Below are 26,176 nucleotides of genomic sequence, written 5' to 3'. Positions count from 1 at the left end.
GGTACTGAACTGAGCTAGCACCAGGCACCACATCACCGGAAGGCCGATCGCCCCTCAGGGCGATCGGCCTTCCGGCCGTTTTGCTGCAGGACCCCTGGCCGGATGTGACTCCGTGCACTAAAATTATATTACTAAGCAGTAACTTAGTTGGTTCCATCAGCGCCGAGGGGAACAGCGATGAGTCACTACCGCCACAACCTGCGAGATGTGGAGTTCAATCTCTTCGAGGTCTTCGGCCGGGACCAGGTTCTGGGTGCCGCGCCCTTCGAGGACATCGACGGTGAGACCGCCCGCGAGATGCTGCGTGAGATGGCACGTCTCGCCACCGAAGACCTGGCCCCGTCCGCGATCGAGAGCGATCGCACTCCGCCCGTCTTCCACCCGGACACCCACTCGGCCACGCTGCCCGAGCCGTTCGTCCGGGCCTACCAGGCCTACGTCGAGTCCGGTTTCTGGCAGATGGGCGTGCCGGAGGAGATCGGCGGCGTCACCGCGCCCAGTTCTCTGCGCTGGTCGATGCTGGAGTTCCTGCTCGGCGCCAACCCGGCGATCCACATGTACGCAACGGGTTTCGACTTCGCCAACGTGCTCTACCGCCTGGGCACCCCCGAGCAGCAGCGCCTGGCCGCCATGGTCGTGGACAAGCGATGGGGCGCGACCATGGTGCTGACCGAGCCGGACGCCGGCTCGGACGTGGGCGCGGGACGCACCAAGGCCGTCCAGGGGGAGGACGGGCAGTGGCGGATCAGTGGGGTCAAGCGGTTCATCACCTCGGGCGACAGCGATCTGTCCGAGAACATCGTGCATTTCGTGCTGGCCCGGCCCGAGGGAGCAGGGCCGGGAACCAAGGGTCTGTCGCTGTTCATCGTGCCGAAGTTCCACTTCGACCCCGAGACCGGTGAACTGGGCGAGCGCAACGGTGCCTTCGTCACGAACGTCGAGCACAAGATGGGCCTGAAGGTCTCGACGACGTGTGAGCTGCGGTTCGGCGAGGTCGACGGCATCCCGGCCGTCGGCACCCTGCTCGGCGAGGTGCACGACGGCATTGCGCAGATGTTCAAGATCATCGAGGGTGCACGGATGATGGTCGGTACCAAGGCGATCGCCACTCTCTCGTCCGGATACCTGAACGCCCTGAGCTACGCCAAGGAGCGGGTGCAGGGCGCCGACCTGACCCAGATGGCCGACAAGGCCGCACCCCGGGTCACGATCACCCATCACCCCGACGTGCGCCGATCACTGATGACGCAGAAGTCGTACGCCGAGGGACTCCGGGCGCTGGTGCAGCTCACCGCGGTACAGCAGGACGCGATCCGGATCGCCGAGCGCCGGGGCGAGCGCGACGAGAAGGCCGAACGGATCAACGACTTCCTGCTGCCGATCGTGAAGGGCGCCGGCTCGGAACGGGCCTGGCTCCTGCTGGGTTCCGAAAGCCTGCAGACGTTCGGTGGTTCCGGGTTCCTCCAGGACTACCCGCTGGAGCAGTACGTGCGCGACGCCAAGATCGACACGCTGTACGAAGGCACGACGGCGATCCAGGGCACCGACTTCTTCTTCCGCAAGATCGTGCGGGACAAGGGCCGGGCGCTGGGCGAAATCACCGAGCAGATCACCGAATTCGCCAAGGCCGACAGCGGCGACGGGCGGCTCGCGGTGCAGCGCGAGGTGCTGGGCCAGGCCTGCGAGCACCTGCTCGGTATGGTCGCCCACCTGGTCAAGGAGACGCAGTCGGCCGACACCCGGGTGGCGGGGGCCGACGTCAAGAACATCTACAAGGTCGGGCTGAACACCACGCGGCTGTTGCTGGCCGCGGGTGACCTGCTGGTCGGCTGGCTGTTGCTGCGCCAGGCCGACATCGCCACGACTGCTCTGGAGGGCCCGGTCAGCGCCGCCGACAAGAGCTTCTACCAGGGCAAGATCGCCGCGGCGACGTTCTTCGCCGCTCAGGTGCTGCCGCGCCTGGAGGTCGAACGGCGGATCCTCGAGGGCACCGACAACTCGCTGATGGAGCTCGACGAGTCCGCGTTCTGAACCGTGGTGGGCCTGACCAGGACATCACCTGGCCAGGCCCGTCCGGCTCACTTGACCTTCTGAAGCTTCCCGGCCTCGGCGGCGGCGAGTGACCGGGCCAGCTCGGTGGTGTCTTCCAGGTCGTCACCACTCACCTGGATACCCGCGACCAGCTCGTCGACCCGCACCACCGTGCGCACCACCGACTGCCCGTCGGACGTGGCGGCGGCCGCCCAGGTCTGCTGTGAACCGGCGACCTCGTGGTTCAGCACCTCGACCGGGTCGTTCCAGGTGCAGTTGCCGGTGTCGTTGGCCAGCGTGGTGAGCGCGTCGGCCGCGGCGTCGACACTGGCCCACCGGGTGACGGTGAGCGAGACGTCGGTATTGCTGGTGGTCCACCGCCACTCCCGCTGCTGGGCGTTATCGGTGGCCCCGGGCGCGGTGGCGGCCGCCCCTGAGGGACCGGCGCAGTTCAGCCCCGCCACCAGCTCGGGATCGACCGACCCGGAACTGGCACTGGCCGCGGCACCGGAAAGCCTGGCGCCGGACGGAAGCTCGGACTCGGTGAAACCGACCGAGTCGGGCACCACCTTGGCGTGCTCCTGCTGGGGCATCAGTGCGGCCCCCTGCACCGCCGTGGGGCGCTGTGCGGTGGCCAGCTGCCAGCCGACCGGAACCGCGACCACCACGGCCAGCACACCGGCCAGGGCTGCCGTCCGCCGGGTTCGAACCAGTCGGGCACGGCGTCTGCTGCCGGCCGCGAGCGCGGCGACGTTGACGGTCGTGCCGTCCAGCCGTTCATGTAGAGCGACGTCGAGTCGTGCTGCGAGCTCGTCGTCTGCTCCCTGCTCCGTCATCACGCCTTTCCCTCACTCCTGGAGTCCCGTTCGCCGGCATCCCGTCGGCGTCCTCCCACGGTGCAAGACGCGGGCCGAAGGTAGAACGTTGCACGGGCAACGAGAAGTTTCCCGGGCAAGTGCCCGGGTGCACCCATCTTCTACCGCAGCAGCTCCGGTGCTTGCCACGGCTCGTCGAGAACGGTGTGGGCGAGAAACGCGAAGACCGTCTCGTACCAGATCCGGGCGTTCTGCGGCTTGAGCACCCAGTGGTTCTCGTCGGGGAACGCCAGGAGACGGTGTTTCATCGTGCCCTCGTCGGTGACGTTCAGCTCGCTGAGCCGGGCGAACATCGACAGGCCCTCGTTGACGGGCGTGCGGTAGTCCTTCTCTCCGTGAATGATCAGGACCGGGGTGGTGATCGCCTCGACGTGGTGGTGGGGCGAGTTCTCCGTGCGCGTCTTGGGGCCCATCACCTGGTTCCAGTAGAAACCGGCGTCGGTGGTGAGATGGAAGGTCTCCAGGTTCCAGATGCCGGCGTGCGCCACGATGCCCCGGAACCGGTCGGTGTGCCCCGCGATCCAGTTGACCAGGTACCCACCGAACGAGGCACCCATCGCCGCGGTGCGGTCGGCGTCGATGTCGTCGCGGGCCACCGCCGCATCGGTGAGCGCGAGCACGTCCGTGTAGGGCGCCTGCCCCCAGCCGGACCAGCCACGCTGCAGGAACTCGCGGCCGTAGCCGGTGGAGAGCGCGGGGTCGGGCAGCAGCACGGCGTATCCCCGGGCTGCGGCGAGCCACGGGTTCCAGCGCCAGTTCCAGGCGTTCCACGAGGCCATCGGCCCGCCATGCACCCAGAGCAGGAGCGGGGCAGGGCTTTCCGGGCCGGCCCCGTCGGGGAGCACGAGCCAGCCCCGCAGCGCGGTGCCGTCCTGCGCCGTGGTCGTGATCTCGGTGAGGGTGCCGGGCAGGTCGGGCCGGAGCACCGGACGAGGTAACTGCGTGGTCTCGCCGGTCACCGGGTCGATGCGCACCGGGGTGGGTGGTGAGTCGACGGCCGAGTGCAGGGCGTAGAGCGCGGACCCGTCGCGCGCGATCACCAGGTTGCTGAAGGTGCCCTCGCCGGTCAGGCGGCGCACGGTGCGACCGTTCAGGTCGATCCGGAACACTGGGGCGTGGCCCTGCTCGTCGGCCACGACCAGCAGCGCCTCACCGTCCGGCGTCCACACCGCCGGACCGGCCGGCCAGCGGTCCCAGCCGGGAGCGGCCTCGTGGGTCTCACCGGTCGCCCGGTGCAGCACTACCAGCCGCACGTCACTGGGCTCTTCCAGGGTGGAGGTCTGCTCCGCGACCACGGCGACCTTGGTGCCGTCGGCCGAGATCACCGGGCCGGAGAACTCCAGGCCCGGGTCGTCGAGCAGGGTGCGGCGCTCACCGGTGGCCACGTCGATCGCGACCAGGACAGGCCGCAACACGCCACCGGCCCCGATCGTCTGCCAGGTCGCGATGACCGTGGAGCCGTCGGGGGTGATCGCGTGGTCCGGGCCGAGGCGCAGGGCCGGGCCGGTGTGACCGGTGAGGTCTTTCGGCTCGACATCGCCGGCCGCGTCGCCGGAAACATCAGACCCGTCGGACCCGTCGGACACCAGATAGAGCCGGTCGGGGGCCGGGCCCCAGAACTCGTCCCAGAAGCGGAAGGGCGCCGCGTCGTGCAGCGTGGCGCCGACCTTCAGCTCCTGACGGGCCTTGTGCCGGCGCTCGTCCTCAGCGGTGGACGAGGCGAAAGTCGGCGACGACAGCACCACCGTGCCGGAGTCCGCAGCGACCACGGCGCTGCTCACCCCGCCGGGCCGGGTGACGAAGGGCCGGGCCTCACCGGCACCGGCCGGCAGCAGCCAGAGCGCGGCCGGCTGCTCATCGGCCTCCTCGTCCGGATCGGGCCGGGAGGTCAGGAACAACAGCGAGCCGTCCGGCCGGAACACCGGGCCGCTCTCGCCGTCCGCCCCCCAGGTGAGCCGCCGGGGGGCCGGGCCGGAGGGGTCGGTCGGCACCTCCCACAGCGAACTGACGTAGTTCGTGCGCTTCGGCCCGAGCACGGAAACGGCTGTGACCAGCCGAGTTCCGTCCGGAGAGAGCGCCAGCCCGGAGATCCGGGGCTGCTCGATGAAGTGGTCCAGGTCGCCGAAGCCGAGCTCGGTGGAGGTCACCCGATTCGTCCTATCACGAAGCGGCGGGCTTCTCCGGCTCGTTCGTCGGAGTTGGGTTCTTCTTTCCGGAGAGCTTCGAGAGCATCTGGTTGTAGGCCTCGAGCTCGGCATCGCCGTCGCGGTCGGCCTGCCGGTCGTAACGCCGGGCCTCGCGGTCACTGGAACGGGACCACTGGATCATCAGGGCGATCGCGATCAGCAGGGTCGGGAACTCGCCGATGCCCCAGCCGATGCCGCCGCCGGTCTGCTGGTTCTCCAGCAGACCCGAGCCCCAGGTGCGGCCCAGGTTGCCGAAGAAATCGGGCTGCAGCACGGTCTCACCGTTCATCAGGGCGAGGAAGAAGAACGCGTGGAAGGCCATGGTGGCCAGCAGCACGATCAGCCGGAACGGGAAGCCCATGCGCTGGGGGCCGGGGTCGACACCGATCATCGTCCAGGCGAACAGGTAGCCGCTGAACAGGAAGTGCACGTCCATCAGTTCGTGGCCGGTGTGGGTGGTCAGCGCCAGCTCGAACAGGTCGGTGTAGTAGAAGACCACCAGGCTGCCGGCGAACAGCACGGCCGCGACCGGGGGGAACGAGAGCACCCGCAGGTAGCGCGATTCGGTGATGATCAGCAGCCACTCCCGGGCGCCGCGGCTGCCGTCCTTGCGCACCGGCAGGGTGCGCAGCGCCAGCGTGACCGGGGCGGCGAGCACCAGCAGCGGAGGCACGATCATCGTCAGCATCATGTGCATGACCATGTGGCCGCTGAACGTGACCCGACCGTAGACGGCGGGCCCGCCGCAGGTGGTGTAGATCAGGAACGCCAGGCCGCCCACGAGGGCGACGGTGCGACCCACCGGCCAGGTGTCGCCCCGGCGGTGCAGCCGGATCACGCCGGTCGCGTAGGCGTAGAGGGCGACCGCGGCGATGACGACCCACATCAGATCGGGTTGCCAGCTGGTGAGCCAGCGGGTCAGGTTCGGCGCGGGCGGCATCGGGTAACCCGTGATGGCCTGGGCCAGGTCGGTGGTGCGCTCGCCCTCGTTCGGCGGGGGTGTGCGCGACAGGGCCGAGGCCAGGCCGAACGCCATGGCCATCACGCCGAGCTCCACCACGGCGAGACGGGTGAAGGCGCCTGCCCGACCGGCCTCCAGATCGGGCAGCGTGGCCGCCCGGTGGCGATATCCGAACAGGCCCAGCAGCACCAGGGCCACGGTCTTACCCAGCAGCAGCAACCCGTAGCTGTTGCCCAGGTTGCCCAGGCTGCCGATCCGCAGCCAGGAGTTGATCAGCCCGGACACCCCGACGGCGATGAACGACCAGAGCGCGAAGGTGGAGTAGCGCTGCGCCGTGGCGGCCAGCACCGTGCCCTTGATCGTGGGGGCAAGCAGCAGCAGCGCGGCCAGTCCACCGACCCACACCGAGGCCCCGATCAGGTGCAGGCCCAGGCTGGTGACGGCGGTCTGGTGGTCGGAGCTGCTGCTGGCGTGCCCGTTCAGGGCGGTCGGAACCAGGCAGGCCAGCGAGCCGCCGGCGAGCCAGGCGGCCGAGGTGGTCTTCACCGCGCCGGCCGCGAGCAGGCCCACCACCGCGGCCCCGGCGGCGGTCAGGCCCAGGCCCCGGCCCAGGTCGATGTCACGGGTGTAAGCCACCAGCTGACTGCCGAAACCGGGGCTGTCGACGGGCGCGCCGAGCACGTCGGCGAGGTTGAACACGAGCAGGGCGATCGCGGCCAGGGCCCAGATCGTGGAGGCGGCCGCGGCGATCAGGAAGGCCGGGCGGTGGGCCTGGCCCTGTTTGCCCACGGGCAACGCGAAGGCCGTCAGCAGCAGCACGCCGACCGTGACCGATCCGGCGATGTCGGCGATGACCCGGGCGAGAATCAGTCCCCAGCGCACCAGCGGCCCGGCGTCTTGCAGGATGCTCGGTGCCACGGCCCCGGACCCGGCCGCCGCAGCCGCCGCGACGCCGAGGGCCAGTGCGACCAGGACAGCGCCGACGGCCGCCATCCGGCCCAGATCGACAGGGGCGAGAGGGCGGATCGTCGTCGTGCTGCTCACCTGGTGGTCATCCGTTTCGAAGTCTCGTCAGAACTGAGGTCTCGTCAGAACTGTTGCGCAGGCATCACAGTCGCCGGTCGGCAAGGACCGGGAAGCTCGACCGGTACTCGGCCGCCGCGACCAGGTCGATGTCTGCCACCAGTACGGTCTCGTCGGCACCGGCCTCGGCCAGCACCTCACCGGTGGCCGCGACCACCTGACTGTGCCCGCCCATTCTGGTGCCCGCGTGGGTGCCGGCCGTATTGCACTGAATCATGACGGCCTGGTTCTCCACCGCGCGGGCCCGTCCCAGCAGCCGCCAGTGCTCGACCCGGGCCGCGGGCCAGGCGGCGGGCACGATGAACAGCTCGGCCCCCTGATCGGTCAGGCCGCGGAACAGCTCGGGGAAGCGGAGGTCGTAGCAGGTGGCCAGGCCGGCGGTGACGTGCCCGCCGGCGACCGAAAGCCCGGCCGTCACCAGCTCGGTGCCGGCCTCGATCAGGTCGGGCTCACCCGCGGCGAACCCGAACCGGTGCACCTTGCGGTAGCTGACCATGGGCAGACCGTCCCGCCCGATCAGCACCGACGTGTTCCACCGGCCCCGCCCCTGGGGGCCCTGAGGCTCGTCCTCAGTGACCGACTCGATGATCGAACCGGCGTGGACATAGGCGCCCACCTGCTGCGCCGCCTCGCAGATCGCCGTGACGGTGGGGCCGCGCAGCGATTCGGCCGCCTGCGCCCAGCCCCGGTAACCGAACCCGGTCGGCGCCCAGAGCTCGGGCAGCACCACCAGATCGGCGCCGGACTGCCCGGCCACCAGCGCGGCGGCGCGACGCACCCGCTCGGCGACCGGTTCGTCGTCCCCGTAGGCCAGCTGGAGCACGTGTACGCGCATGGACGTCAGCGTACGTGGCCCCGCTGTCAGCCCGGTCAGCCCTGTCAGCCCGGTCAGCCCGGTCAGCCATGGCCGCCGACCACGAGGCGGCCCCGGGGTGCTTCCTGGCACCATCGCGAGGCACCATCGAAAGGCTCCATCTGCTCGCGCCCGATCGCTTACTGCACTGGCTCGATCGTCCGATGCACCCTTGACCCCGCCTGCACCGGCCACCCGGTGAGGTGCCCTTGCCCGAGGAGCAGCATGTCCACCCCGACGCCACCGGAGCCCGGTGCGGCCACTGCGCTCACGCACCGTCAGATCCTGGTGATCATCAGCGGGCTGATGATGGGTATGTTGCTGGCGGCTCTCGACCTGACGATCGTCTCGACGTCGATCCGCACGATCTCTGACGATCTCGACGGACTCAGCGTGCAGGCCTGGGTGACCACGGCGTACCTGATCACCTCGACGATCTCGACCCCGCTCTACGGAAAGCTGTCCGACCTCTACGGACGTCGTCCGTTCTTCCTCACCGCGATCTCACTCTTCGTGGTCGGCTCGGCGATGTGCGGTCTGGCGCAGGACATGTACCAGCTGGCGGCCTTCCGAGCCTTCCAGGGGCTGGGCGCGGGCGGCCTGTTCTCGCTGGCCCTGGCGATCGTCGGCGACATCGTCCCGCCCCGCGACCGGGCCAAGTACCAGGGCTACTTCCTGGCCGTTTTCGGCTCGTCCAGCGTGCTTGGCCCGCTCGTCGGTGGGTTCTTCGCGGGCACCGACACGATCCTCTGGGTCAGCGGCTGGCGCTGGGTCTTCCTCATCAACGTTCCCATCGGCATCATCGCGCTCACCGTGGTGGGACGCGTCCTGCACATCCCGCACACCCGCCGGGACCACCGCATCGACGTGCCCGGGGCCGTGGCCCTCACCGTGATGCTGGTGCCGCTGCTGGTCGTGGCCGAGCAGGGCCGCATCTGGGGCTGGACCAGTGGCCGCTCGATCGCCTGCATCGCGGTCGGGGTGATCGGGTTCTTCACCTTCGTGGCGGCCGAACGGCGTATCGGTGACGACGCCCTGATCCCGATCCGCCTACTGGGCAACCGCACCTTCACCATCGGCTCGACGCTGAACTTCATCATCGGTGTGGGGATGTTCGGTGGCCTGGCCGCGCTGCCGCTCTACCTGCAGATCGTGAAGGAGCACTCGCCGACCGAGTCGGGCCTGCTGATGCTGCCCCTGACCGCCGGAATGATGTCCGGCTCGATCCTGTCCGGGCAGTTCATCTCCAGGACCGGCCGCTACAAGATCTTCCCGATCGCCGGCTCGGTGCTCTTCTCCCTCGGCATGTTCCTGTACTCGACGATGAACGTGGACACGTCGTTGGTCGTGGTCGGCTGCTTCGCCCTGATCTTCGGCCTGGGCCTGGGCTTCAACATGCAGACCCTGGTGCTGGCCATGCAGAACTCGGTTCCTCCGCGCGACATGGGCGTCGCCACCTCGTCGGCCACCTTCTTCCGGCAGATGGGCGGCACCCTGGGCACCGCCGTGTTCCTGTCGGTGCTGTTCGGCACGGTCGCGAGCAACATCATGAGCAAGATCCAGGCGGCGGCGAGAGACCCGGACTCGGCATTCAGCAAGGCTCTGCAGGATCCGGCCGTGGCCGGCGATCCGGCCAACGCGCCGATCGTGAACCTGGTGAAGAACCACGACAGCAGCGGCATCAATATCGACGACTCGTCGTTCCTCAGCCGGCTGGACCACGATCTGGCCCGGCCTGTCCTCGAGGGCTTCGCCCAGTCCATGCACCTGGTCTTCGCCATCGGCGCCGGGGTGATGGTCATCGCGTTCGTGATCAGCTGGTTCCTGCCGGAGGAGAAGCTCCGCACGGAGTCGGGCCTCCAGGCCCGCGCCGCAGCGGAGTAGACCTCACCCTCACCGAGCCGCGCACCCGCGTCCGCACCCGCGTCCGCCAGCAGGTTGGCCCACGGCTGCCGCCAACGGGCCCGCGCGCCGATTTGCCCGGCAACGTCGCTGCCGTCCGGGTGAGCGCCTGAGCCACCGGGGTGACAGCCGAAAGCCAGCATGGCGCCACGAAAAGTAGTCACCTCACGATCGGGTTTCGACAGCTCCCGATCGAACGGACGTGACCCATGAAGGCTCACTTGACCGCCCGCGCAGCCCTCACTCTCACGAGTCTCATCCTGCTCGTCACCATCGCCGGCGCGGGCCACAAGTGGTGGTAGGGGCACTTTTCGGTGAACCGGACGGTCCGATCACGGACGCACGGGGTGGACCGGCCGGTCGGTCCACCAGGCATTCGGTGAACCGACCGTTCCAGCCGGCCCTCCCCGGGGAAGTGGGGGCACCTCCCGGCCCGGGACCGGCGGGATTGCCTGATCGCCGCCGGGACGAGAGAGCTGTTTGAGGGCCGGTGATGCTGAGTGTGCTGGCCGCCGTTGCGCTGCTGTTCCCGGCAGCCCTCGGCGGTCGGTTCTCGAACCTGGCGCTGGTTCGCATCGCGCACCGGCACCGGCTCCTGCCCGGACTGCTGTTGCAGGTGGCTGCCATCGGCCTGTCGGGACGAGTGGCTCGGAACGTGCTGGCCGGGCTGCATGTGTTCAGCTACCTGGTGCTGGCCACCGTGCTGTGGGCCAACCGCCGACTGCCCGGCGCCGGGTTCATCGCGTCCGGCGCTTTTCTCAACGGGCTGACCATTGCGGTGAACGGCGGCACCCTGCCGGCCTCGCCCTCGGCCCTACGAACGGCCGGTCTGACGCCGGACGAGAACGGATTCAGCAATTCGGCGCCGGTCCCGTCACCGGTGCTGTGGTTCTTCGGTGACGTTTTCGGTATACCGGCAGACGTTCCGATGGCGAACGTGTTCAGTGTCGGTGACGTGATCGTCCTGGCCGGTGTGGCCGTGGCCGCGTTCGGTATCTGTGGAACGCGCTGGAGACCGGTGACGATCGAAGCATCGTGATCCTGGGCCCGCTCTGGCAGGATTCACGAGATGCAGAACATCTTGATCAAGGTTCTGGTGAATGCGGTGGCGATCTGGGTCGCCACCGCCGTGGTGCCAGGTGTGTCGGTGAGCGGCGACGGGGCGAGCCGCACCGCGCTGACGCTTCTCGTCGTCGGGGCGATCTTCGGTGTGGTGAATGCGATCATCAAACCGGTCGTGAAACTCTTTTCTTTGCCCTTCTACATCCTCACACTGGGATTGTTCGCCTTCGTCGTCAATGCCCTGATGCTGGAGCTCGTGGCCTGGCTGTCGGATCAGCTGAACATCTCGTTCACGATCGATGACTTCTTCTGGTCGGCCATCGGCGCAGCCGTGGTGGTGACGTTCGTGAGCATGGTGCTCAATCTGGTCCTTCCGGACAGTGACTGAGAGTCATCAGGTTGAGCGCTTCCGGTTCCCTGGCCGCACTGCGGACAGCAGTACCCGGGCGAGCGTGGGAGGATCGAATCTGGTCGAGAGCCACGTGGGCCACCTGCCGGAAGTAGCCGGCGGTCAGCGGTTCGAGTGGCTGTGGAAGGGGTAACGGCACGTGGACGACGAGCAGGGGCCCTGGTGGACCCGCCCGCCGGAGCCCGGTCGAGTGCGGGTTCGCGACGAAGAGCGCGACGCCTCCTCCGGATCTTCCGGAGCGTCCTCGGACGACGAGGGGTCAGATCCGTACGACACGGAGCTCTATCGTCCCGGGGCGGACGATCCCACCCGCACCTATCCGCCACCTCCGGCACCGGACAACCAGCCGCCGGCCGAGATGCCGCCGGCCGACTTCGTCGCGCCGCAGAACGCTGCCGTGACGATGGAGTTGCCGATGCTCGGCGACGGCACGGCACTCGACGCCTACGGCCTTCCCGCGGCCCCGCAGGCTCCCCCGGCGGAGGCGACGCCTTCCGGCGTCGCACCGGCTGGTCCGAAGCCGGCCAAGGCGCCGATCCGGCGGGTGGCCGCGCCGGAGCCCCCGAAGCCGCCGGTGAAGCCCGCCAAGCCCCGGCGTTCGGTGCCCGAAGACCGCAACGCCTACGCCCCACCGCAGAACGGCGACATCTGGGCCACGTTCAGCGGCCCGATCCCCCTGCCCGACGAGGTACTGGCGCAGCAGGGCCGGGCCCCGCAGACCGCTAAGCCCGCCCGGCCGGCCCCTGCTCCCGCCCCGGCCCCGGAACCCGCGGGCGGTGGTGACAAGAGCCCCCTGCAGCAGTTCCTCACGGTGCAGGTGCCCGAGGCCCGTTTCGTACTCATCGGCGTGGCCGGTGGCCTCGTGGTGCTGCTCATCGTGCTGGTCGCGCTGCTCAGCGGCCGGGGCAGCAGTCCCGACGAGACGCCCACCGCAGCACCCGAGACCACCACCCCGAGCACCGCGCTCAGCGGTTCGGACCCGAAGGGCCTGTCGAACGTGAAGCGGGTGACCGCGTCGCGCCTGCTCCAGCGGGCGGGTGTCTCGGCCGGCGGCCAGATCGTGTCGGCGTTCTCCTGGCAGGACACCAACGGCAAGAACCTCGCCGTCACGATCAAGGTGCCGAACTCGCGGGGCAAGACCACGCTGAAGGTGATCCAGGTCGCCCGTCTGGAGACCAAAGACCCTCAGGTGCTGCGCTCCATGACCGACCCCGACCTGCCGCAGTGCAAGAGCGGCCGGGCCGGTGGACAGGCCGGGTTCGCCAAGAACGGCCTGAAGATCCGTGACCTGGACAGCGACGGCACCGCCGAGGTGATGGCGGGCTGGTCGTCACGTTGCGGCGGCGCCACCACGGCCAGCGAGGCCAAGCTGGCTCTGGTGAGCGACGGCGACAAGTACATCATCCGGGGTTCCGGGGTGGTGGGCGGCCAGACCGGCTCCACCGCACCCGCCCCGGCCGCGGACAGCTGGCCGACGGGCTACTACAACACCGTCGCCAAGCTCTACGCGCAGTTGTTCTTCCCGGTCACCAAGTAAGGCCCGGTGGGGCCTGTTTCAGGAACCTACGAAATTGCAGGAACCTACGGAACAGGCCCCAGCGGTAGGTAGAGCGGCACGTAACCGCTGTCCCGGTCGGCGGCGGAACGCCAGCGGGTGAGCAGATTGGTCTTGACCGGCACCGGCTCACCGGCCAGCACGGCCTGCAGCTCGTCGAAGGGCTCGACCTCGGCCAACTGGTCGTGCACGGCCGCCCACAGCGCCGGCTCGGCGTCCGGGGCCCGGTCGGCCAGCGCCGAGATCAGCCCACCCACGTGGTTGGCCAGCAGGCAGTAGCCGACCCGGTCCCAGCCCCGGTTCCGGGGAGTGCCGACGTGAGCCCGCACCGGCTCGGGCATCGCAGCCAGATCCTCGCCGCGCAGCTCCCGCACCAGCTTCACACCCTCCAGGTCCCGCAGGACGAGCTGCACGGGCTGACCGTCGCCGTCGAGCCCGATCACGACGTTCTGCAGGTGCGCCTCGAACACCACCCCGTGCCGGGCGTACGCGTGCAGCACCGGCGGCAGCAGCAGCCCCAGGTAGTGCTGCCACCAGTCCAGCAGCCGGGCGCGGTCACCGGCCAGGCGATCGAGCAACTGCCGCACTACTGGGTGGGGCAAGGGCTCGGCCAGCGCCGCAGAGGGCACCGCCAGCACGTCGGGGCGCAACCGGCCGGCCAGTCCCTCGCGCCGGATCACCCCTAGCTGATCGGTCGTGCCCGGCCCCAGATCGGCCGTCAGCCCTGAGGTCTCCCGCAGCATCACCGTGCCCGGGAACCGGGTGGCCAGCTCGCGGCGCAACGGCTCGAGCAGACCGGCCAGGGTGACGGCGGCCTGTACCTCGTGCCACGGATTGATCCGCAGGCAGTTGGTGATCAGCACGCTCAGGCTGAGTTTCACGAATTCCGAGTCGTCGGCGGCGACCGTGCGCACCGACGAGGTGGGACGCATCCACGGCCCGCTCGGACCCAGGTCGATCGCCCGGCCGTCCGCGAGCGCGGCGGGCAGTTCGTCGCCGCGCAGCAGGATCGCGTACTGCCAGGGGTGCAGTGGCAACCGGCGGTATCCGGCCGGGGCCGCGTCACTGTCGGGAGGCGCGCCGGGAAGATGGATCTCGCGGACCAATTCGGACCGTACGGCCAGGTGACGTAGCTGGAAGCGGGCGCCCAGCTCGGGCGCATACTGCCGTACCTCGTCCGCCGGGCCGGAACGGGCCTTGGGAGCCGGGTGGTAGCGGTGCCCGGCCAGGAGTGACTGCTCGAGGTCGAGGTAGACGTCCGGGGAGAACTGCTGGTTCTTCCGGTGCTGGAGCGCATCGGCGATCAGCTGGTGGGACGCCTCGATCTGCCGCAGCAGGTGACCGGCAGTCTCACCGGTGATCGCCGTCAGTTCCGCATCCACCAGCACCAGGAGCTCACGCCAGCCGAGCCGGATCCCGTTGTTCTCGACCTCGCCGGTGAACCGGGGCTGCAATGTTCCACGGGAAACATTCATCATCGGCCGATACAGCCGGGCACTCAAGGCCTGACCGGTCTTCTCCAGCGTGATGACCACCCGATCGGCCCCGTCGGGCACGACGTTGCCGCCCGGGGCGGAGACCTCCCGCACCAGGCAGTTCAGCAGAGCGACGACGGTGACGGCCTCTGCGCTCGCCTCGTCCCGGGTGACGACCTCACAGCTGCTACCGGTCAGGGTCATCGGCCCGCTCACAGGTAGGTGGGCGCGTCGGCGCCGTAGAACTTGTTCACGTCGGCAGCTCCGGTACGAGATTTCGGCAGCAGGGTGGCGGCGGTCAGAGTCCGTTTCACCGGAAGTCTCTCCGCGAGGATGATTCCCGAGGTCAGAAGTGCGGTGTCACGTGCATTCCGGTGCATCTCGGCGAGCTCGCGCAGCACCGGGCGCACGCGGTCCAGCAGCGGTCGCACCGGTCGGTCCAGGGCCGTCGCCGTCGAGATCAGGACGGAGGCCACGCACTGGTGGAGGGTCGTGGTGACGAACATGGCGGCCAGATCCACCGGGTCTTTCGAGATCAGGCGGTGGTCGGTGAGACCCGACGGCATGTACTCGCCCAGGGCGGGCCCGGCCAGTTCCGGATCGATGAGGCAGCTGTCCAGGTCACGCAGCAACAGCCGCACCCGCGGGGCGCCCTCGTGCCGGTCCACGACCACGAGCACGTTCTGCGGGTGGGCCTCGTGCACGATGCCGTAGCGCAACCAGAGCGTGAGCTGCCAGGTCAGCAGGGTCCGCAGATAGGTGTCGAAGAAGGTGTCCAGGTCTCCGTCGAAGAACTCGTCGGCCAGAAGATCACCGAGCAGGCGCCCGTCCCATCCCCGGGCCGTCAGTGCCGCCACCGGCAGCACCCGGGCCTCGGCCATGACCGGCCAGCGGCGCACGAGCACGGCGAGGTGGTTGTCCGCGTGCAGCCAGGTGGTCTCGTCCGCCGTCAGCACGGTGTCGCGGAACTGCTCGTCCCTCTCCAGCAGACCGCGCAGGCTCCGGGTCAGCACGGCCCCGTCGGCCAGCGAGGCGTGGCTGACCAGGCGCAGGTTCAGCCGGCCCAGGGTGCGCATCGGCATGGGCACCTTGAGATGCACCGACCGATCGGCTTCCGGCACCACCGTGCGCATGGAAAGGGTCGGGCGCGCCTGCAGTCTGGGGGCCGCAAGCGGCTGCCAGGGCACCGGCAGCATCTCGGCCAGTAATTCTTTCGACATAGCCGGGTGCACGGGGAAGGCGACATCGGTCGAACCCGGCCACCAGCCGGGTAGTTCGCCGGAAGACCGGACGTGCTCCCGCGGTACGCAGACCCAGCGCAGACCGAAACGCGGCGCGTGCTCGGGGGCCCAGCGCCGCAGGTCGGCCCGGCGCAGGCCGACGCGGGCCACCGAGAGCGGGTAGATCGGATGGTCTCGGTGAGCGGCCAGGGTCTCGGTGATCTCCCAGGCCCGGGCGGTGGCCGCGTCCACGGTCCCGCTGTCCTCGACCGGGGGGTCCTCAGCCGGCACCGCCATCACATTGTTCTCACCGGCGAGTCCGGTCCAGGCCACGCGCAGCCGTCCCATCACCTCGGGCCGGTACTGACGCCGTACCTGCGCCGCCGCGGCTGCGGCCCGGGCCTCGGCCAGCAAGGCCCGGAACCCGGTGCGGTACTCGGCCTCCAGCGCCGGGGCCACGCCGTCGAGCAGCTCGGACTCCAGTACGTGCACCACCGCGCTCAGCCGGGTCGCCTCGGTACGCGCGGTCGGACTCACCCGGATCACCCGGGATTCCCGCATCACCAGGTCACTGACCAGGTCACCGCGCGACGGAGAGCCCACCCGCACCGGCATCCGCAGGCCGTTCAGAGCCAGCCACAGATCGGTGTTCCGCTCCCGGGCCTCGACCCGGGGAGTCCAGCCGATCGACGATCGCAGCTCCTGCCGCCGCCCGGCCACCTTCGCCCCCGCCGCCGGCAGGAGCTGCCCCCGCGTACGAAGAGCCGCGACATCTTCCCGCAGGAGAGCCGTGCCCAGGCGCAGCACCAGGTCTCGTTCCCACCCGGGCACCGGCGCGGGGGCCGGGCGACGACCGGACCTCACGCGATCACCCAGTGTCCACCGGCCAGGAATTCACCGGTCACAGCCTCCACACCGTCCGGAGCGGGCCCGGTGACGGTGACCGAACCGAGGTAGTCGCGGTTCGTACCGGTCACCCGCACCGCACTGCCGACGTCTTTCATCGGCCGGTAGTCCAGGCGGTACTCACCCCGCTGCTCGGTGAACTCTCCCGGGGCCGAACGCAGCACTCCGTCGCGGTCAACCAGCACCCAGTGCACCACCCCCGCCCGCCGTACCGGTTGCGCCGGAGGCTCTTTCAACGGCTCACCGATCAGCAGGCGGAACAGGTCGTGGAACAGCGGCTCCCCGGTCAGCCGGGCCATGGCGAAATCGCAGTGATCGCCGATCAGCCGATCGTTGACCTCGACGATCCGGGGGCCGTCGCCGGTGAGAACGAACTCCGTGTGACAGGCCCCGAAACCCGCGCCGAGCCGCTCGAGCTGCCCGAGCACGACCTTCACCACCGCCGGTTCGGGTGAGGGGTTCCAGGTCAGGCGCTCCTCGATGAAGTACGGCGGGGGCGACACCCGGGTCTGCCACCCACCGAGCACCCGCAGGCGCTCGCCGTCACCGAAGGTCTCGAGCGTGTGCAGCGGGCCTTCGAGCAGCCCTTCCAGCAGCAGGTCACCATCGCGCCGGCGCCGCACCTCATCGACCCGGCTCACCAGTTCAGCGCGGTCACGCACCATCACGACGTCTTCACTGGCGACGCCTTCTGCGGGTTTGAGCACGACCGGGAAAGAAACTTCTTCCGGGAGTGCGCTTTCCGGCACGAGACGGTGGCAGTACGTGTCATCCAGCCCGGCCGACCGCAGCCTGGCCCGCATCAGCCCCTTGTCGCGGGCGCGCTGGGCCGAGCGCCAATCCTTGCCCGGCAGCTCCAGGTAGTGGGCGATCAGAGCGGTCTGGACCTGCAGGTGATCGCTGTTACTGACCACGCCGAGGGGCCTGCCGGTGGCCTCGATCGTGGCCAGCACCGCACGGACGTCCCGCACATCACAACCGACCACTTCGGGGTGGCCCAGACGTTCACTGAGGACGCCGTAGGCGTCGCGGTGAGCCTGCGGGTCGTCGGTCAGCACCCGCAGCGGGAGCCCCAGATCATGGGCGGCCGGAAGCAGCCCGTGGGTCACGGAATCGGTGGGATTACGGGCAAGCAGAACCACAGCCATGTGGATCACTCCAGCACGGCTTCAAAGGCTCCGGGAAGTTCTGGGGATCCCCGGCGGCAGCCCGTCGGCGCAGAGCTTTCCCGACATGACGCAATGTCACCAGATCCGGCCCTCAAGAACGAGACGCCGGCCGCCGACAGGTACCTGCTGGATACATGACGTAACACCGCTGAAGAACCCCCAGGAACGACCCCGCGCCGACGCAAGATTAAGGCAAGCCTTACCTTATAGTGGCTGCACGCAGTTACGCCGGGCCATTCGGAGGAGGCGTCGTCTTGGCAGTTCATCATGCCGTTGGCAGGCTCCCCCGACCTACTGGACCTACTGGCAGGTCACCTAAAGTGATCAGTGTCAACCCGGTGGAATTGCTGGCCGAGCGCCTGCGCACCCTCGACCCCGACCGCCCGCACTCGTACGCGGCCGAGCACTACTCCCGCGTTTCGCAGAGTGGCCCATGGTTCACACCGCGTGAGGTGATCGAGGCCATGCTGGCGTCGGACGGTCCGCACCACGGGTACGGCCCCGCCGTCGTCGGTGCGCGCCTGATCGGGAGCCTCGGATATGCGGCGGCCGGGCGTCTCGGCATCGCGATCGCCACCACCGGCCAGGCCTACGACGTCAGCCCCGACTCCCTGATGCTGCGCCTCGACGAGGACGGACTCGTGGAGCAGATCGCCGTCCGCTCCGGGCGCTTCGCCGTTCTGCCCGACGACCCGCTGGTCGGCGCTCCGGGTGTCGAGGTCGTCGAAGACCTGGCCGCGCTGGTCGTGTGGGCCGCCCAGGGCGCCCACGCCACCCTGGCCCCGCTGATCGAGCAGATCCACACGAGCATCCGGTACGGCACCGTCGCCATGTGGAACCAGGTCGCCGACTCCGTGCTCGGTCCGACCACCAAGAGCCCGCTGCCGGCCGGAGGCAGTCAGGAGGCCGGCCGGGCCGCCGGGCAGCTCTTCCTCGACGCCCTGGTGGCACAGGGAGCGCCGATCCGTCGGCGCGGCACCGTGCGCATCGCCGAGAACGGTGCCGGGCAGCCGATACTCGACCCGGTGCGGGGCATGTGCTGCCTCTTCTACCGTCAGGGCGAGGAGAAGTGCGGCAGCTGCCCTCTGGTCAAAAGCTGAGAGCCCAGACCGAATACGATCACCTGGACTCCCGCCACCACCAGAAACAGCCAGGTCACCCAGTTCTGGGTGACGGCCGGCAGCAGCCCCAGCAGCGTCACGACGAAGCCCAGCACCGCGGCGAAGGTCACCGCCGCCCCGCCCATGACCAAGGGCCTCGCCCCGACGCTGTCACTCAGCCGCCCGCCGGCACTCATCGAGACCAGAAGGCCTAGACCGAGCGCGCTGACCAGCACACCCTGTCTGAGACCGGTCAGTCCAAAACGCTGCGCGGCGAACAACGGCAGGGCCGTGAGCTGGGCGAACATGACCAGACCGACCAGTCCCATCACGGCTGTGCTCGCCCCGAACCCAGGTCGGGCCAGCAGTCGCAGATCCAGGGCGGGCGAACGTCCCTCCCGGCTGATGCGAGCCGCGTACGGCACGTAGGTGGCCAGCAGGAGAGCCCCGAGCCCGCCCACCAGCACGACGGGCGGGCTCATGCCTGCCTCACCGGAGCGGTTCAGAGCGAAGAGCACCCCGACGAACCCCACGGTCAGCAGCAGTAGACCGGGACCGTCGGCCTTCGGGACGGATACCTGAGCGGCGGAAGTGCTTTCCCGGGTGGCACCGAGGACGGCCAGCAGCACCAGGGCACCCAGGGGCAGGTTGATCAGGAAGATCCACTGCCAGTGACCGGTCTGCAGCAGCAGGCCACCGACGAGCGGGCCGAGCACCGGGCCACGTTGATGATCATCGACATCACCCCCATGACACGGCCGAGTTGCCGCGTCGGCGCCAGCCCGGCGGCTAGGGTCATGGCCGTGGGCTCGATCAGGCCCCCACCCACCCCCTGGATCACCCGGAACGTGATCAGCGTCGGCACCGACCAGGCCAGCGCCGTGAGGCCGGAGCCGGCCAGGAAGATCAGCAGTCCGGCCACGAACACCATCCGGGCGCCGAACCTCGCGGTCAGGTAGCCGAGCACCGGCAACACGGCCGCTACGGCGAGCAGGTAGCCGATGGTCACCCACACCACCTGGTCGAGACGCGCCTCGAAAGATCCGGCCAGCGAGTTGAGCGCCACGGCCACCACCGTGCCGTCCAGCACCGCCAGCAGAGCAACCGCCGCCACGGCTGCCAACGCAGGCCACCGCACTTCGTTAACCAACATGCCAGTCAAACTAAACTCACTGGTTTGATTTAATCAACCGATAAGTGCGGTAGAAATTACTGGTGCGACAGAAGAAATTGGCCGTAGGATCAACCACGTGGCACTGAGGGATAGAAAACGCGAGATCCTTGACGCAGCGGCACCGATCTTCGGTGAAGAGGGATACGAGCGCGCGAGTATCGATGCCATCGCCACCCGCGCCGGCGTCTCCAAACCGACGGTATACAGCCATTTCGGCGGTAAGGAGCAGTTGTTCCGGGAGTCGGTGGCCGACTCGGCGCAGCAGCAGAACGAGGCCTCGCTCAGCGCGATCAGCCAGCTGGACTGTTCCGGCGACGACTGGCGCGAGGGCCTCTACCGCCTCGGCCTGGCGTTGGCCGACTTCTCCCTCAGTCCTTGCTCGGTCTTCCTCGATCGCCTGATCACGGCCGAGATCGGGCGCGATCCGGAGATTTTCACCATGGTGCAGACCCGTGCGGTGCGGCCGATGCACGAGGCCCTGGCTGGGCGCCTGGCCATGCTGGGCAACGCCGGGCGCCTTCAGGTCGCCGACCCGGTGAAGGCGGCCCGCCAGTTCGTGGTGCTCGTGAACGCCGAACTACCGGGTCTGACCGCCCTCGGCACTCTGCGCATCACCGCCGAGACCTTCGAGACCTCGGTTCGCGACGGCGTCGACACCTTCCTGCGGGCCTACGCGCGCTGAACCGAAAGGTCAGTCAACCCGGAGAAGTTCGGGGAGGTTTTGCATGATCACGACAAAACGAGTTCGTGATCATGCAAAACCTCCCCGGAACAGGCGACCTCGGGCCACCGGGCTGTGGACCGGTAGGTCCAGACCGGCCAGTGCACCCACGCCCGCCGACCAGACCGCGGGCTCACCCGCGTCCTCGATCTGGACCGTTCGCCCCAGCGCCGCCGAGGTGTACACCGCCACCGTGCAGGCCAGCGTGTGCAGGGCGGCGCGGCCGTCGGCGGCCGGGCTGCGGCCAGAGCTGATCGCGTCGGCGATGTCGGCCAGCGCGTCGGCCACCGAAACCGGCATCTTCTCCGGCAGAGGGACGCCGATGGGCACGTTTTCGTGCCGGGTACCTCCGGCCGTGGTCACGCAGAGACCAGCAGATCGCGACGCAGGTGCTGCGGGGTGCAGACGTCGACGACGTCCACGTCAGGTGAGGTGATGGCCCGCAGCGGGTCTGTGAACGCTTGTTCGGGCCGGAGACCGGCTGCCTCCCGGGCGATCTCCAGCCGTTCGGCGGTCGGGTCGGCCACCGCGACGACCTGGTAGCGCGCGGGATCGGCCAGGAACGCCGGTAGGTGCGAGTTCACGGCGATGTTGCCGCAACCGATCAGGGCCACGCGCAGGGGCCGGCTCACTCTGTCGGCCGGCGCAGCTCGTGGGCCAGTGCGTCGAGTTCGTCGCCACCGGCCATCTCCTGGGTCAGGTCGTTCAGCGAGATCTCGTCACGTCGTGAGTCCAGTTCCACCCGGCCACGTTTCAGCACCAGGAAACGGTCACCCACCAGATAGGCGTGGTGCGGGTTGTGGGTGATGAAGACGACGCCCAGACCGGCGTCCCGGGCGGCAGCGGTGTACTTGAGCACCACCCCCGACTGCTTCACCCCGAGGGCGGCCGTCGGCTCGTCGAGAATCAGCACCCGGGCCCCGAAGTAGACGGCCCGGGCGATGGCGACGCATTGCCGCTGTCCGCCCGACAGGGTGCCGATCGGCTGATTGATGTCCTGTACCGCGATGCCCATCTTGCGCAGTTCCTCGTCGGCGATCCGGCGCATCTCCCGGATGCGCAGGCCGGCCAGGGGAAAACGGCCTTTGCGAAGCTCGGCGCCGAGGAAGAAGTTGCGCCAGACCTCCATCAGAGGCACGACCGCGAGGTCTTGGTAGACGGTGGCGATGCCGCGACCCAGGGCTTCCCGGGGCGAGGTGAACACCAGCTCTTCCCCGTCCACCATCAACTGTCCCTCGCTGTGCTCGAGCAGCCCGGACATGATCTTGATCAGGGTCGACTTGCCCGCCCCGTTGTCACCCAGCACGCAGGTCACCTCGCCGGCCCGCACGCTCAGGCTGATGCCGGACAGGGCCCGGATCGGGCCGTAGGTCTTACCGACCTCACACATCTCGATGAGCGTCATGCATCGTCCGCCTTCCCGGGGGAGTCGTGCAGCAGCCGGGTGGAGGTGGCCAGCGACTTCACGTAGAGATTGACCAGCACCGCGAGCAGCAGCATCACGCCGAGAAAGGCCTTGAACCAGTTCGGGTCCCAGCCCGCGTAGACGATGCCCAAACTGGTCGTGCCGAAGATGAACGCACCGATGCCGACCCCGGTGGCGTTGCCGTAGCCACCGGTGAGCAGTGTGCCGCCGACCACCGCGGCGATGATGTAGAGGAACTCGTTGCCCACGCCGTTGCCGGCCTGCAACGTGTTGAACCGGTAGAGCGAGTGCATGCCGACGAACCAGCCGAGGAACGAGACGGTCATGAACAGGCCGATCTTCGTGCGCACCACCGGCACCCCGACGGCCCGGGCGCTGTCGGCGCTGCCACCGATGGCGAGCACCCAGTTGCCGGTACGGGTGCGCTGCAGCACCCAGGCGGCGAGCGCGGTGAGACCCAGCCACCAGAGCACGGTTCCCCACACCGTCACGCCACCGGCGTCGAAGTTCGAGGCGAAGATCCGCTCCAGCACCGAATATCCGTCCATGTGGGAGATGTCGGGCGAGGTGACCGAGTCGGTGATCACTTGGGTGACGCCGAGGTTCGCTCCCTGCAGGACGAAGAACGTGCCCAGGGTGATGAGGAAGCTCGGGATGCCGGTACGCATCACCAGGTAGCCGTTGACAAAGCCGATGAACAGGCAGAACACCAGGCTGAGCAGCGCGCCCACCCACAGGTCGATGCCGAACCACCAGCAGAACATCGAGTTCGCCAGGCCCGCGGTGGTGACGATGACGCCGGCGGAGAGATCGAACTCACCGCCGATCATCAGCACGCCCACGCCGATCGCGACGATGCCGATGGTGCTCGACTGGTAGAGCACCGTGAAGAACGAGTCACCCGAGCGGAAGGCCGGGGCGACCACCAGGAAGAAGACCAGGATGACGCCGGCCGCGGCGGTGGCGCCGATCTCCGGGCGGGCGAAGAGACGGCGCAGGAGCGGGTTCGGGCTCCCGGCGACCAGGCTCTCGGTCATCAGCGGGTCCCGTTCTGCACGAACGGCAGGATCTGATCGATGTTGTCGCCGTCCACGAACGACGGACCGGTCAGAACCGCCTCACCGCCGCCCAGATCGTTGCCGTTCTTCAAGTTCAGGTAGAGCGACGTGACCGCCATGAATCCCTGCATGTAGGGCTGCTGGTCGATGGAGAACTCGATCGACCCGTCCTGGACCCCCAGCGCGGTCGCCTCGTTCAGGTCGAAGGTGATGATCTTCGCCTGGCTGTCGCCGGCCTCCTTGGCCTTCACCGCGTCGAGGGCGATGGGGGCGCCCAGGCTGACGATGTAGTCGATGGACGGGTCCTGCTGCAGCTTGGCCTGGAGAGTAGCCACGACGGCGGCGTCGTCGGTGCCGTTGACCTGCAGATTCTCGGTGTCCGGCACGGCCGAGCGAACTCCTTCGCAGCGGGCTTCCAGCGACACCGACCCGGCCTGATGAATCACGCACAGCGGATGCTGGGCGTCCTCGGCCGCGATGCGCTCACCCGCGGCCGTGCCGGCCCGGGTCTCGTCCGAGCCGAAGTACATGGAGACACCCAGTCGCTGGTAGTCATCGATGCCCGCGTTCAGGCCGACCACCGGAATACCCTCCTGGGTAGCGGTCTTCACCGATCCGGCCAGGGCGACGGGGGTGACCAGGGTGGTCGCGATGCCGTCGACGCGGCTGTCCACGGCATTCTGGATCAGGACGGCCTGCTTGCCCGCGTCCGGGTCGTTCGAGTACTTCAGGTTCACGCCGGTGTTCTTCGCGGCCTGCTCCGCGCCGGCGCGGACCCGGTCCCAGAACGAGTCGCCCGGGGTCTCGTGCGTGATCATCGCGATCGTGTAGCCGGAGTTGTCACCGGCCGTACCGTCGCTGGTATCCGGATGCTTGACCCGGCCGCCGTCGCTGCAGGCGGTCAGCACCCAGGCCGCGACAACCAGGGCCACGACAGCTCTTCCCGTTCTGGACATACGTGAAAAACCCTTCGCCAGCGGGACTTTCCGAGAACCGACCAGGCCTTCCATGTCTGTTTGTCAGTAGTTACAGTCATACGGTCGGATTGTCAGACATCCAGATCAATGCCCCCGGGCGGGTCGAGCGACGAACGGCTGCCGAGATCTGCCGGGACATCCGCTGCCCTGGAGGGCGCCATGCCGGTCGATCCGGTGCTGCGGTCCCTGGTGATCGACCGGTCCAGCCCGGTGCCCCTGTACTTCCAGCTGGCGCGGCACCTGGAGCACGCCATCGATGCCGGCGAGGTGCCACCGGACACCATGCTGTCCAACGAGATCCAGCTCGCCGCCGAGCTCGGCCTGTCCCGGCCGACGGTGCGCCGGGCCATGCAGTACCTGGTCGACAAGGGTCTGCTGGTACGGCGCCGGGGTGTCGGCACCCGGGTGGTGCGCCCCGGGGTGCGGCGCCCACTGGAACTCACCAGCCTGCACGACGATCTGGCCGCCGGCGGCCGGTCGCCCACCACCCGGGTGCTGTCGAACAGCATCGAACCGGCGCCACCCGACGTCGCCCACCGACTCGCTCTGCCGCCGCACGCGTCCACCATCTGCCTGGTCCGGCTGCGCTCGGCCGACGGGCGCCCGATCGCCCGGCTGACCAACTGGCTACCGGCCGATCTCGGCGGGCTGACCACCCCGGCCCTCGAGGAACACGGGCTCTACTCACTGATCCGGGCCGCCGGGGTGATGCTGCACGCGGCGCACCAGACCATCGGCGCGCGCACGGCCACCGCCGAGGAGGCCCGCCTGCTGGGCGAGCACCGGGGCGCCGCCCTGCTCACCATGAGCCGTCAGACCTTCGACGATCGAGGACGAGTGGTGGAGTTCGGCACCCATGTGTACGTGGCGTCGAGATACAGCTTCGAACTGAGCTTGCGCCGGCCATAGGTAAAACACCTGGTCACGAGCGGGCCGAAAGCCCTTCGTAATTGTCAAGTCACCCCGAGTGTCGGTATTCGCCCAGAACGGGCGTACGCTGCGTTGTGTGCTCGATGCGGATTGTCGCTGCAACGACGGAGCAATCCGGCAATCCAGGCAACAGCTGTCGGCGTGTCTTCGGCTGGGGAGCTGAAGGCCGGAACGAGGGAGCCGAGTTGTTCACCCAGCACCACACCGCCCACTGGGGCCGCTGGCGCGAGGTCGGCGACCGTGTCTTCGTGCGGCGCAACAAGACTCTCGACGTGAATGCCGGCCTGGTGCTCGGCGACGACCGCTGCCTGGTGATCGATACCCGCGGCAGCGAGCGCGAGGGCCTCGAGCTGTACCGGGCGGTCCGCTCGATCACCGGGCTGCCCCACGTGGTGGCCCTGACCCATTCGCACTTCGACCACTGTTTCGGCACCGCGGTGTTCGCCGAGGCCCAGCCCGACTGCGAGATCTGGGCCCATGAGCGCGCTCACGCCGATCTGGCCGCGAACGGCCTGCAACAGAGGGTGGAGATCGCAAGCTGGCTACGGGAGTCCGGCGAGGAGGTGCTCGCCGATGAGCTGGACGCGGTGCGGGTGACCCCGCCGAACCGCACGATGGCGGCCGACACGACGATCGACCTCGGGGGCCGTCAGGTGGTGCTGCACCACCCGGGCCGCGGCCACACCGACAACGACATGGTCGTCGAGGTGCCCGACGCCGACGTCACCTTCGTCGGCGACCTGATCGAACAGGGTGCGCCACCCTCGTTCGACCATGCCTATCCCCTCGACTGGGCGCCCACCCTGACCCGGCTGCTGGAACGCGTGGGCAGCGTGATCGTGCCCGGCCACGGTGACGTGGTCGACTCCCGCTTCCTGATGCGGCAGTGCGCGCAGATCGCGGAGGTCGCCGACCTGGCCCGCAGACTTCCCTCGCAGCTCGACGACACCGACCTGGAGTGGCACGCCAACCGGCTGGCCGTCGGCGGGCCGGCCGGTCTGATCGCCCTGCGCCGGGCCCAGGAGCACCTGGCCGAACTCGCCCAGCTCTGATCGGGCCTAAGATCGGGCCTTCCGGCGGTTGGTGCGTGGAGGGAACGATTC

General features: G+C 69.0%; 21 protein-coding genes and 1 pseudogene. 9 read left to right on the top strand and 13 right to left on the bottom strand.

What is annotated here, in order from left to right; translation table 11 throughout:
• Window positions 1-177 precede the first annotated feature (177 nt).
• Entirely contained in the window at window positions 178-2,031 is a 1,854-nt protein-coding gene (locus QSK05_RS01575) for an acyl-CoA dehydrogenase (RefSeq protein ID WP_285593130.1), read from the top strand.
• A gap of 47 nt (window positions 2,032-2,078) precedes the next feature.
• Here the strand turns inward: QSK05_RS01575 and QSK05_RS01570 are convergent, their stop codons facing one another.
• The 4 genes from QSK05_RS01570 to QSK05_RS01555 all read right to left on the bottom strand — a co-directional run bounded on the left by QSK05_RS01570 (window position 2,079) and on the right by QSK05_RS01555 (window position 7,971).
• Entirely contained in the window at window positions 2,079-2,867 is a 789-nt protein-coding gene (locus tag QSK05_RS01570; protein ID WP_285593129.1) for a hypothetical protein, read from the bottom strand.
• 140 nt (window positions 2,868-3,007) lie between these two features.
• The gene (locus tag QSK05_RS01565; RefSeq protein WP_285593127.1) at window positions 3,008-5,053 is read right to left on the bottom strand and encodes a S9 family peptidase; all 2,046 of its coding nucleotides are present in this window, start codon (window positions 5,051-5,053) and stop codon (window positions 3,008-3,010) included.
• Between the two features lie 13 nt (window positions 5,054-5,066).
• Window positions 5,067-7,097, bottom strand: coding sequence for a bifunctional copper resistance protein CopD/cytochrome c oxidase assembly protein (locus QSK05_RS01560; protein WP_285593125.1), 2,031 nt, complete (start codon window positions 7,095-7,097; stop codon window positions 5,067-5,069).
• A gap of 64 nt (window positions 7,098-7,161) precedes the next feature.
• Window positions 7,162-7,971, bottom strand: a complete 810-nt coding sequence (locus QSK05_RS01555; RefSeq protein WP_285593124.1) for a carbon-nitrogen family hydrolase — start codon at window positions 7,969-7,971, stop codon at window positions 7,162-7,164.
• 243 nt (window positions 7,972-8,214) lie between these two features.
• Here QSK05_RS01555 and QSK05_RS01550 point away from each other — a divergent pair, with 243 nt between their 5' ends.
• From QSK05_RS01550 to QSK05_RS01535, 4 genes are all read left to right on the top strand, one after another.
• Window positions 8,215-9,873 carry an MDR family MFS transporter gene (locus tag QSK05_RS01550; protein ID WP_285593122.1) on the top strand — a complete coding sequence of 553 codons (1,659 nt, stop codon included), beginning with the start codon at window positions 8,215-8,217 and terminating at the stop codon, window positions 9,871-9,873.
• Between the two features lie 511 nt (window positions 9,874-10,384).
• Window positions 10,385-10,930 (top strand): DUF5317 domain-containing protein, encoded by a 546-nt coding sequence (locus QSK05_RS01545; RefSeq protein ID WP_285593120.1) that lies wholly within the window; start codon window positions 10,385-10,387, stop codon window positions 10,928-10,930.
• A 30-nt stretch (window positions 10,931-10,960) separates the two neighbouring features.
• On the top strand, window positions 10,961-11,341 hold the full coding sequence (locus QSK05_RS01540) for a phage holin family protein (RefSeq protein WP_285593118.1): 381 nt from the start codon (window positions 10,961-10,963) through the stop codon (window positions 11,339-11,341).
• A 160-nt stretch (window positions 11,342-11,501) separates the two neighbouring features.
• On the top strand, window positions 11,502-12,899 hold the full coding sequence (locus QSK05_RS01535; RefSeq protein WP_285593116.1) for a M949_RS01915 family surface polysaccharide biosynthesis protein: 1,398 nt from the start codon (window positions 11,502-11,504) through the stop codon (window positions 12,897-12,899).
• A 44-nt stretch (window positions 12,900-12,943) separates the two neighbouring features.
• Here the strand turns inward: QSK05_RS01535 and QSK05_RS01530 are convergent, their stop codons facing one another.
• The 3 genes from QSK05_RS01530 to QSK05_RS01520 are packed head-to-tail and all read right to left on the bottom strand — an operon-like array spanning window position 12,944 to window position 17,666.
• A complete protein-coding gene (locus QSK05_RS01530; protein ID WP_285593114.1) occupies window positions 12,944-14,596 on the bottom strand; it encodes an IucA/IucC family protein in 1,653 nt (550 codons plus the stop codon).
• 8 nt (window positions 14,597-14,604) lie between these two features.
• Entirely contained in the window at window positions 14,605-16,476 is a 1,872-nt protein-coding gene (locus tag QSK05_RS01525; RefSeq protein ID WP_285593112.1) for an IucA/IucC family protein, read from the bottom strand.
• Window positions 16,473-17,666, bottom strand: a complete 1,194-nt coding sequence (locus tag QSK05_RS01520; protein WP_285593110.1) for an ATP-grasp domain-containing protein — start codon at window positions 17,664-17,666, stop codon at window positions 16,473-16,475. Before QSK05_RS01520 ends, QSK05_RS01525 begins: the two co-directional genes overlap by 4 nt.
• Before the next feature lie 341 nt (window positions 17,667-18,007).
• Here QSK05_RS01520 and QSK05_RS01515 point away from each other — a divergent pair, with 341 nt between their 5' ends.
• Window positions 18,008-18,787 (top strand): (2Fe-2S)-binding protein, encoded by a 780-nt coding sequence (locus QSK05_RS01515; protein WP_285593109.1) that lies wholly within the window; start codon window positions 18,008-18,010, stop codon window positions 18,785-18,787.
• Here QSK05_RS01515 and QSK05_RS01510 read toward each other — a convergent pair.
• A pseudogene (locus QSK05_RS01510) lies at window positions 18,742-19,940 on the bottom strand (MFS transporter). The gene QSK05_RS01515 and the pseudogene QSK05_RS01510 sit on opposite strands and share 46 nt — an antisense overlap.
• 97 nt (window positions 19,941-20,037) lie before the next feature.
• Between QSK05_RS01510 and QSK05_RS01505 the strand changes: the two are divergent.
• Entirely contained in the window at window positions 20,038-20,643 is a 606-nt protein-coding gene (locus QSK05_RS01505; RefSeq protein ID WP_285593107.1) for a TetR/AcrR family transcriptional regulator, read from the top strand.
• Between the two features lie 69 nt (window positions 20,644-20,712).
• Here the strand turns inward: QSK05_RS01505 and QSK05_RS01500 are convergent, their stop codons facing one another.
• Genes QSK05_RS01500 through QSK05_RS01480 form a run of 5 tightly spaced genes read right to left on the bottom strand, consistent with a single transcriptional unit; the run spans window position 20,713 to window position 24,122 of the window.
• On the bottom strand, window positions 20,713-21,045 hold the full coding sequence (locus QSK05_RS01500) for a hypothetical protein (RefSeq protein WP_285593105.1): 333 nt from the start codon (window positions 21,043-21,045) through the stop codon (window positions 20,713-20,715).
• Complete coding sequence (locus QSK05_RS01495; RefSeq protein ID WP_285593103.1) at window positions 21,042-21,314, bottom strand: Gfo/Idh/MocA family protein; 273 nt, start codon at window positions 21,312-21,314, stop codon at window positions 21,042-21,044. The genes QSK05_RS01500 and QSK05_RS01495 overlap by 4 nt, the downstream gene beginning before the upstream one ends.
• Entirely contained in the window at window positions 21,311-22,087 is a 777-nt protein-coding gene (locus QSK05_RS01490; protein ID WP_285593102.1) for an ATP-binding cassette domain-containing protein, read from the bottom strand. Before QSK05_RS01490 ends, QSK05_RS01495 begins: the two co-directional genes overlap by 4 nt.
• Window positions 22,084-23,145, bottom strand: coding sequence for an ABC transporter permease (locus QSK05_RS01485; RefSeq protein ID WP_285593101.1), 1,062 nt, complete (start codon window positions 23,143-23,145; stop codon window positions 22,084-22,086). The genes QSK05_RS01490 and QSK05_RS01485 overlap by 4 nt, the downstream gene beginning before the upstream one ends.
• The gene (locus QSK05_RS01480; protein ID WP_502879700.1) at window positions 23,145-24,122 is read right to left on the bottom strand and encodes a substrate-binding domain-containing protein; all 978 of its coding nucleotides are present in this window, start codon (window positions 24,120-24,122) and stop codon (window positions 23,145-23,147) included. Before QSK05_RS01480 ends, QSK05_RS01485 begins: the two co-directional genes overlap by 1 nt.
• A gap of 180 nt (window positions 24,123-24,302) precedes the next feature.
• Here QSK05_RS01480 and QSK05_RS01475 point away from each other — a divergent pair, with 180 nt between their 5' ends.
• Together QSK05_RS01475 and QSK05_RS01470 are read left to right on the top strand one after the other, a co-directional pair.
• The gene (locus QSK05_RS01475; protein WP_285593098.1) at window positions 24,303-25,052 is read left to right on the top strand and encodes a GntR family transcriptional regulator; all 750 of its coding nucleotides are present in this window, start codon (window positions 24,303-24,305) and stop codon (window positions 25,050-25,052) included.
• A gap of 206 nt (window positions 25,053-25,258) precedes the next feature.
• Window positions 25,259-26,125, top strand: coding sequence for an MBL fold metallo-hydrolase (locus QSK05_RS01470; RefSeq protein WP_285593096.1), 867 nt, complete (start codon window positions 25,259-25,261; stop codon window positions 26,123-26,125).
• Window positions 26,126-26,176: the final 51 nt, after the last annotated feature.

It is taken from the genome of Kineosporia sp. NBRC 101731 (assembly GCF_030269305.1).
Taxonomy (GTDB): domain Bacteria; phylum Actinomycetota; class Actinomycetes; order Actinomycetales; family Kineosporiaceae; genus Kineosporia.
This window is presented reverse-complemented; position numbering and strand designations above follow the sequence as displayed.

What these genes read in the sequence shown, in the direction of transcription:
- QSK05_RS01575 (WP_285593130.1), top strand. Translation starts at nt 178, where the DNA reads ATGAGTCACTACCGCCACAACCTGCGAGATGTGGAGTTCAATCTCTTC.
- QSK05_RS01570 (WP_285593129.1), bottom strand. Translation starts at nt 2,867, where the DNA reads ATGACGGAGCAGGGAGCAGACGACGAGCTCGCAGCACGACTCGACGTC.
- QSK05_RS01555 (WP_285593124.1), bottom strand. Translation starts at nt 7,971, where the DNA reads ATGCGCGTACACGTGCTCCAGCTGGCCTACGGGGACGACGAACCGGTC.
- QSK05_RS01550 (WP_285593122.1), top strand. Translation starts at nt 8,215, where the DNA reads ATGTCCACCCCGACGCCACCGGAGCCCGGTGCGGCCACTGCGCTCACG.
- QSK05_RS01545 (WP_285593120.1), top strand. Translation starts at nt 10,385, where the DNA reads ATGCTGAGTGTGCTGGCCGCCGTTGCGCTGCTGTTCCCGGCAGCCCTC.
- QSK05_RS01540 (WP_285593118.1), top strand. Translation starts at nt 10,961, where the DNA reads ATGCAGAACATCTTGATCAAGGTTCTGGTGAATGCGGTGGCGATCTGG.
- QSK05_RS01530 (WP_285593114.1), bottom strand. Translation starts at nt 14,596, where the DNA reads ATGACCCTGACCGGTAGCAGCTGTGAGGTCGTCACCCGGGACGAGGCG.
- QSK05_RS01520 (WP_285593110.1), bottom strand. Translation starts at nt 17,666, where the DNA reads ATGGCTGTGGTTCTGCTTGCCCGTAATCCCACCGATTCCGTGACCCAC.
- QSK05_RS01490 (WP_285593102.1), bottom strand. Translation starts at nt 22,087, where the DNA reads ATGACGCTCATCGAGATGTGTGAGGTCGGTAAGACCTACGGCCCGATC.
- QSK05_RS01485 (WP_285593101.1), bottom strand. Translation starts at nt 23,145, where the DNA reads ATGACCGAGAGCCTGGTCGCCGGGAGCCCGAACCCGCTCCTGCGCCGT.
- QSK05_RS01480 (WP_502879700.1), bottom strand. Translation starts at nt 24,122, where the DNA reads ATGTCCAGAACGGGAAGAGCTGTCGTGGCCCTGGTTGTCGCGGCCTGG.
- QSK05_RS01475 (WP_285593098.1), top strand. Translation starts at nt 24,303, where the DNA reads ATGCCGGTCGATCCGGTGCTGCGGTCCCTGGTGATCGACCGGTCCAGC.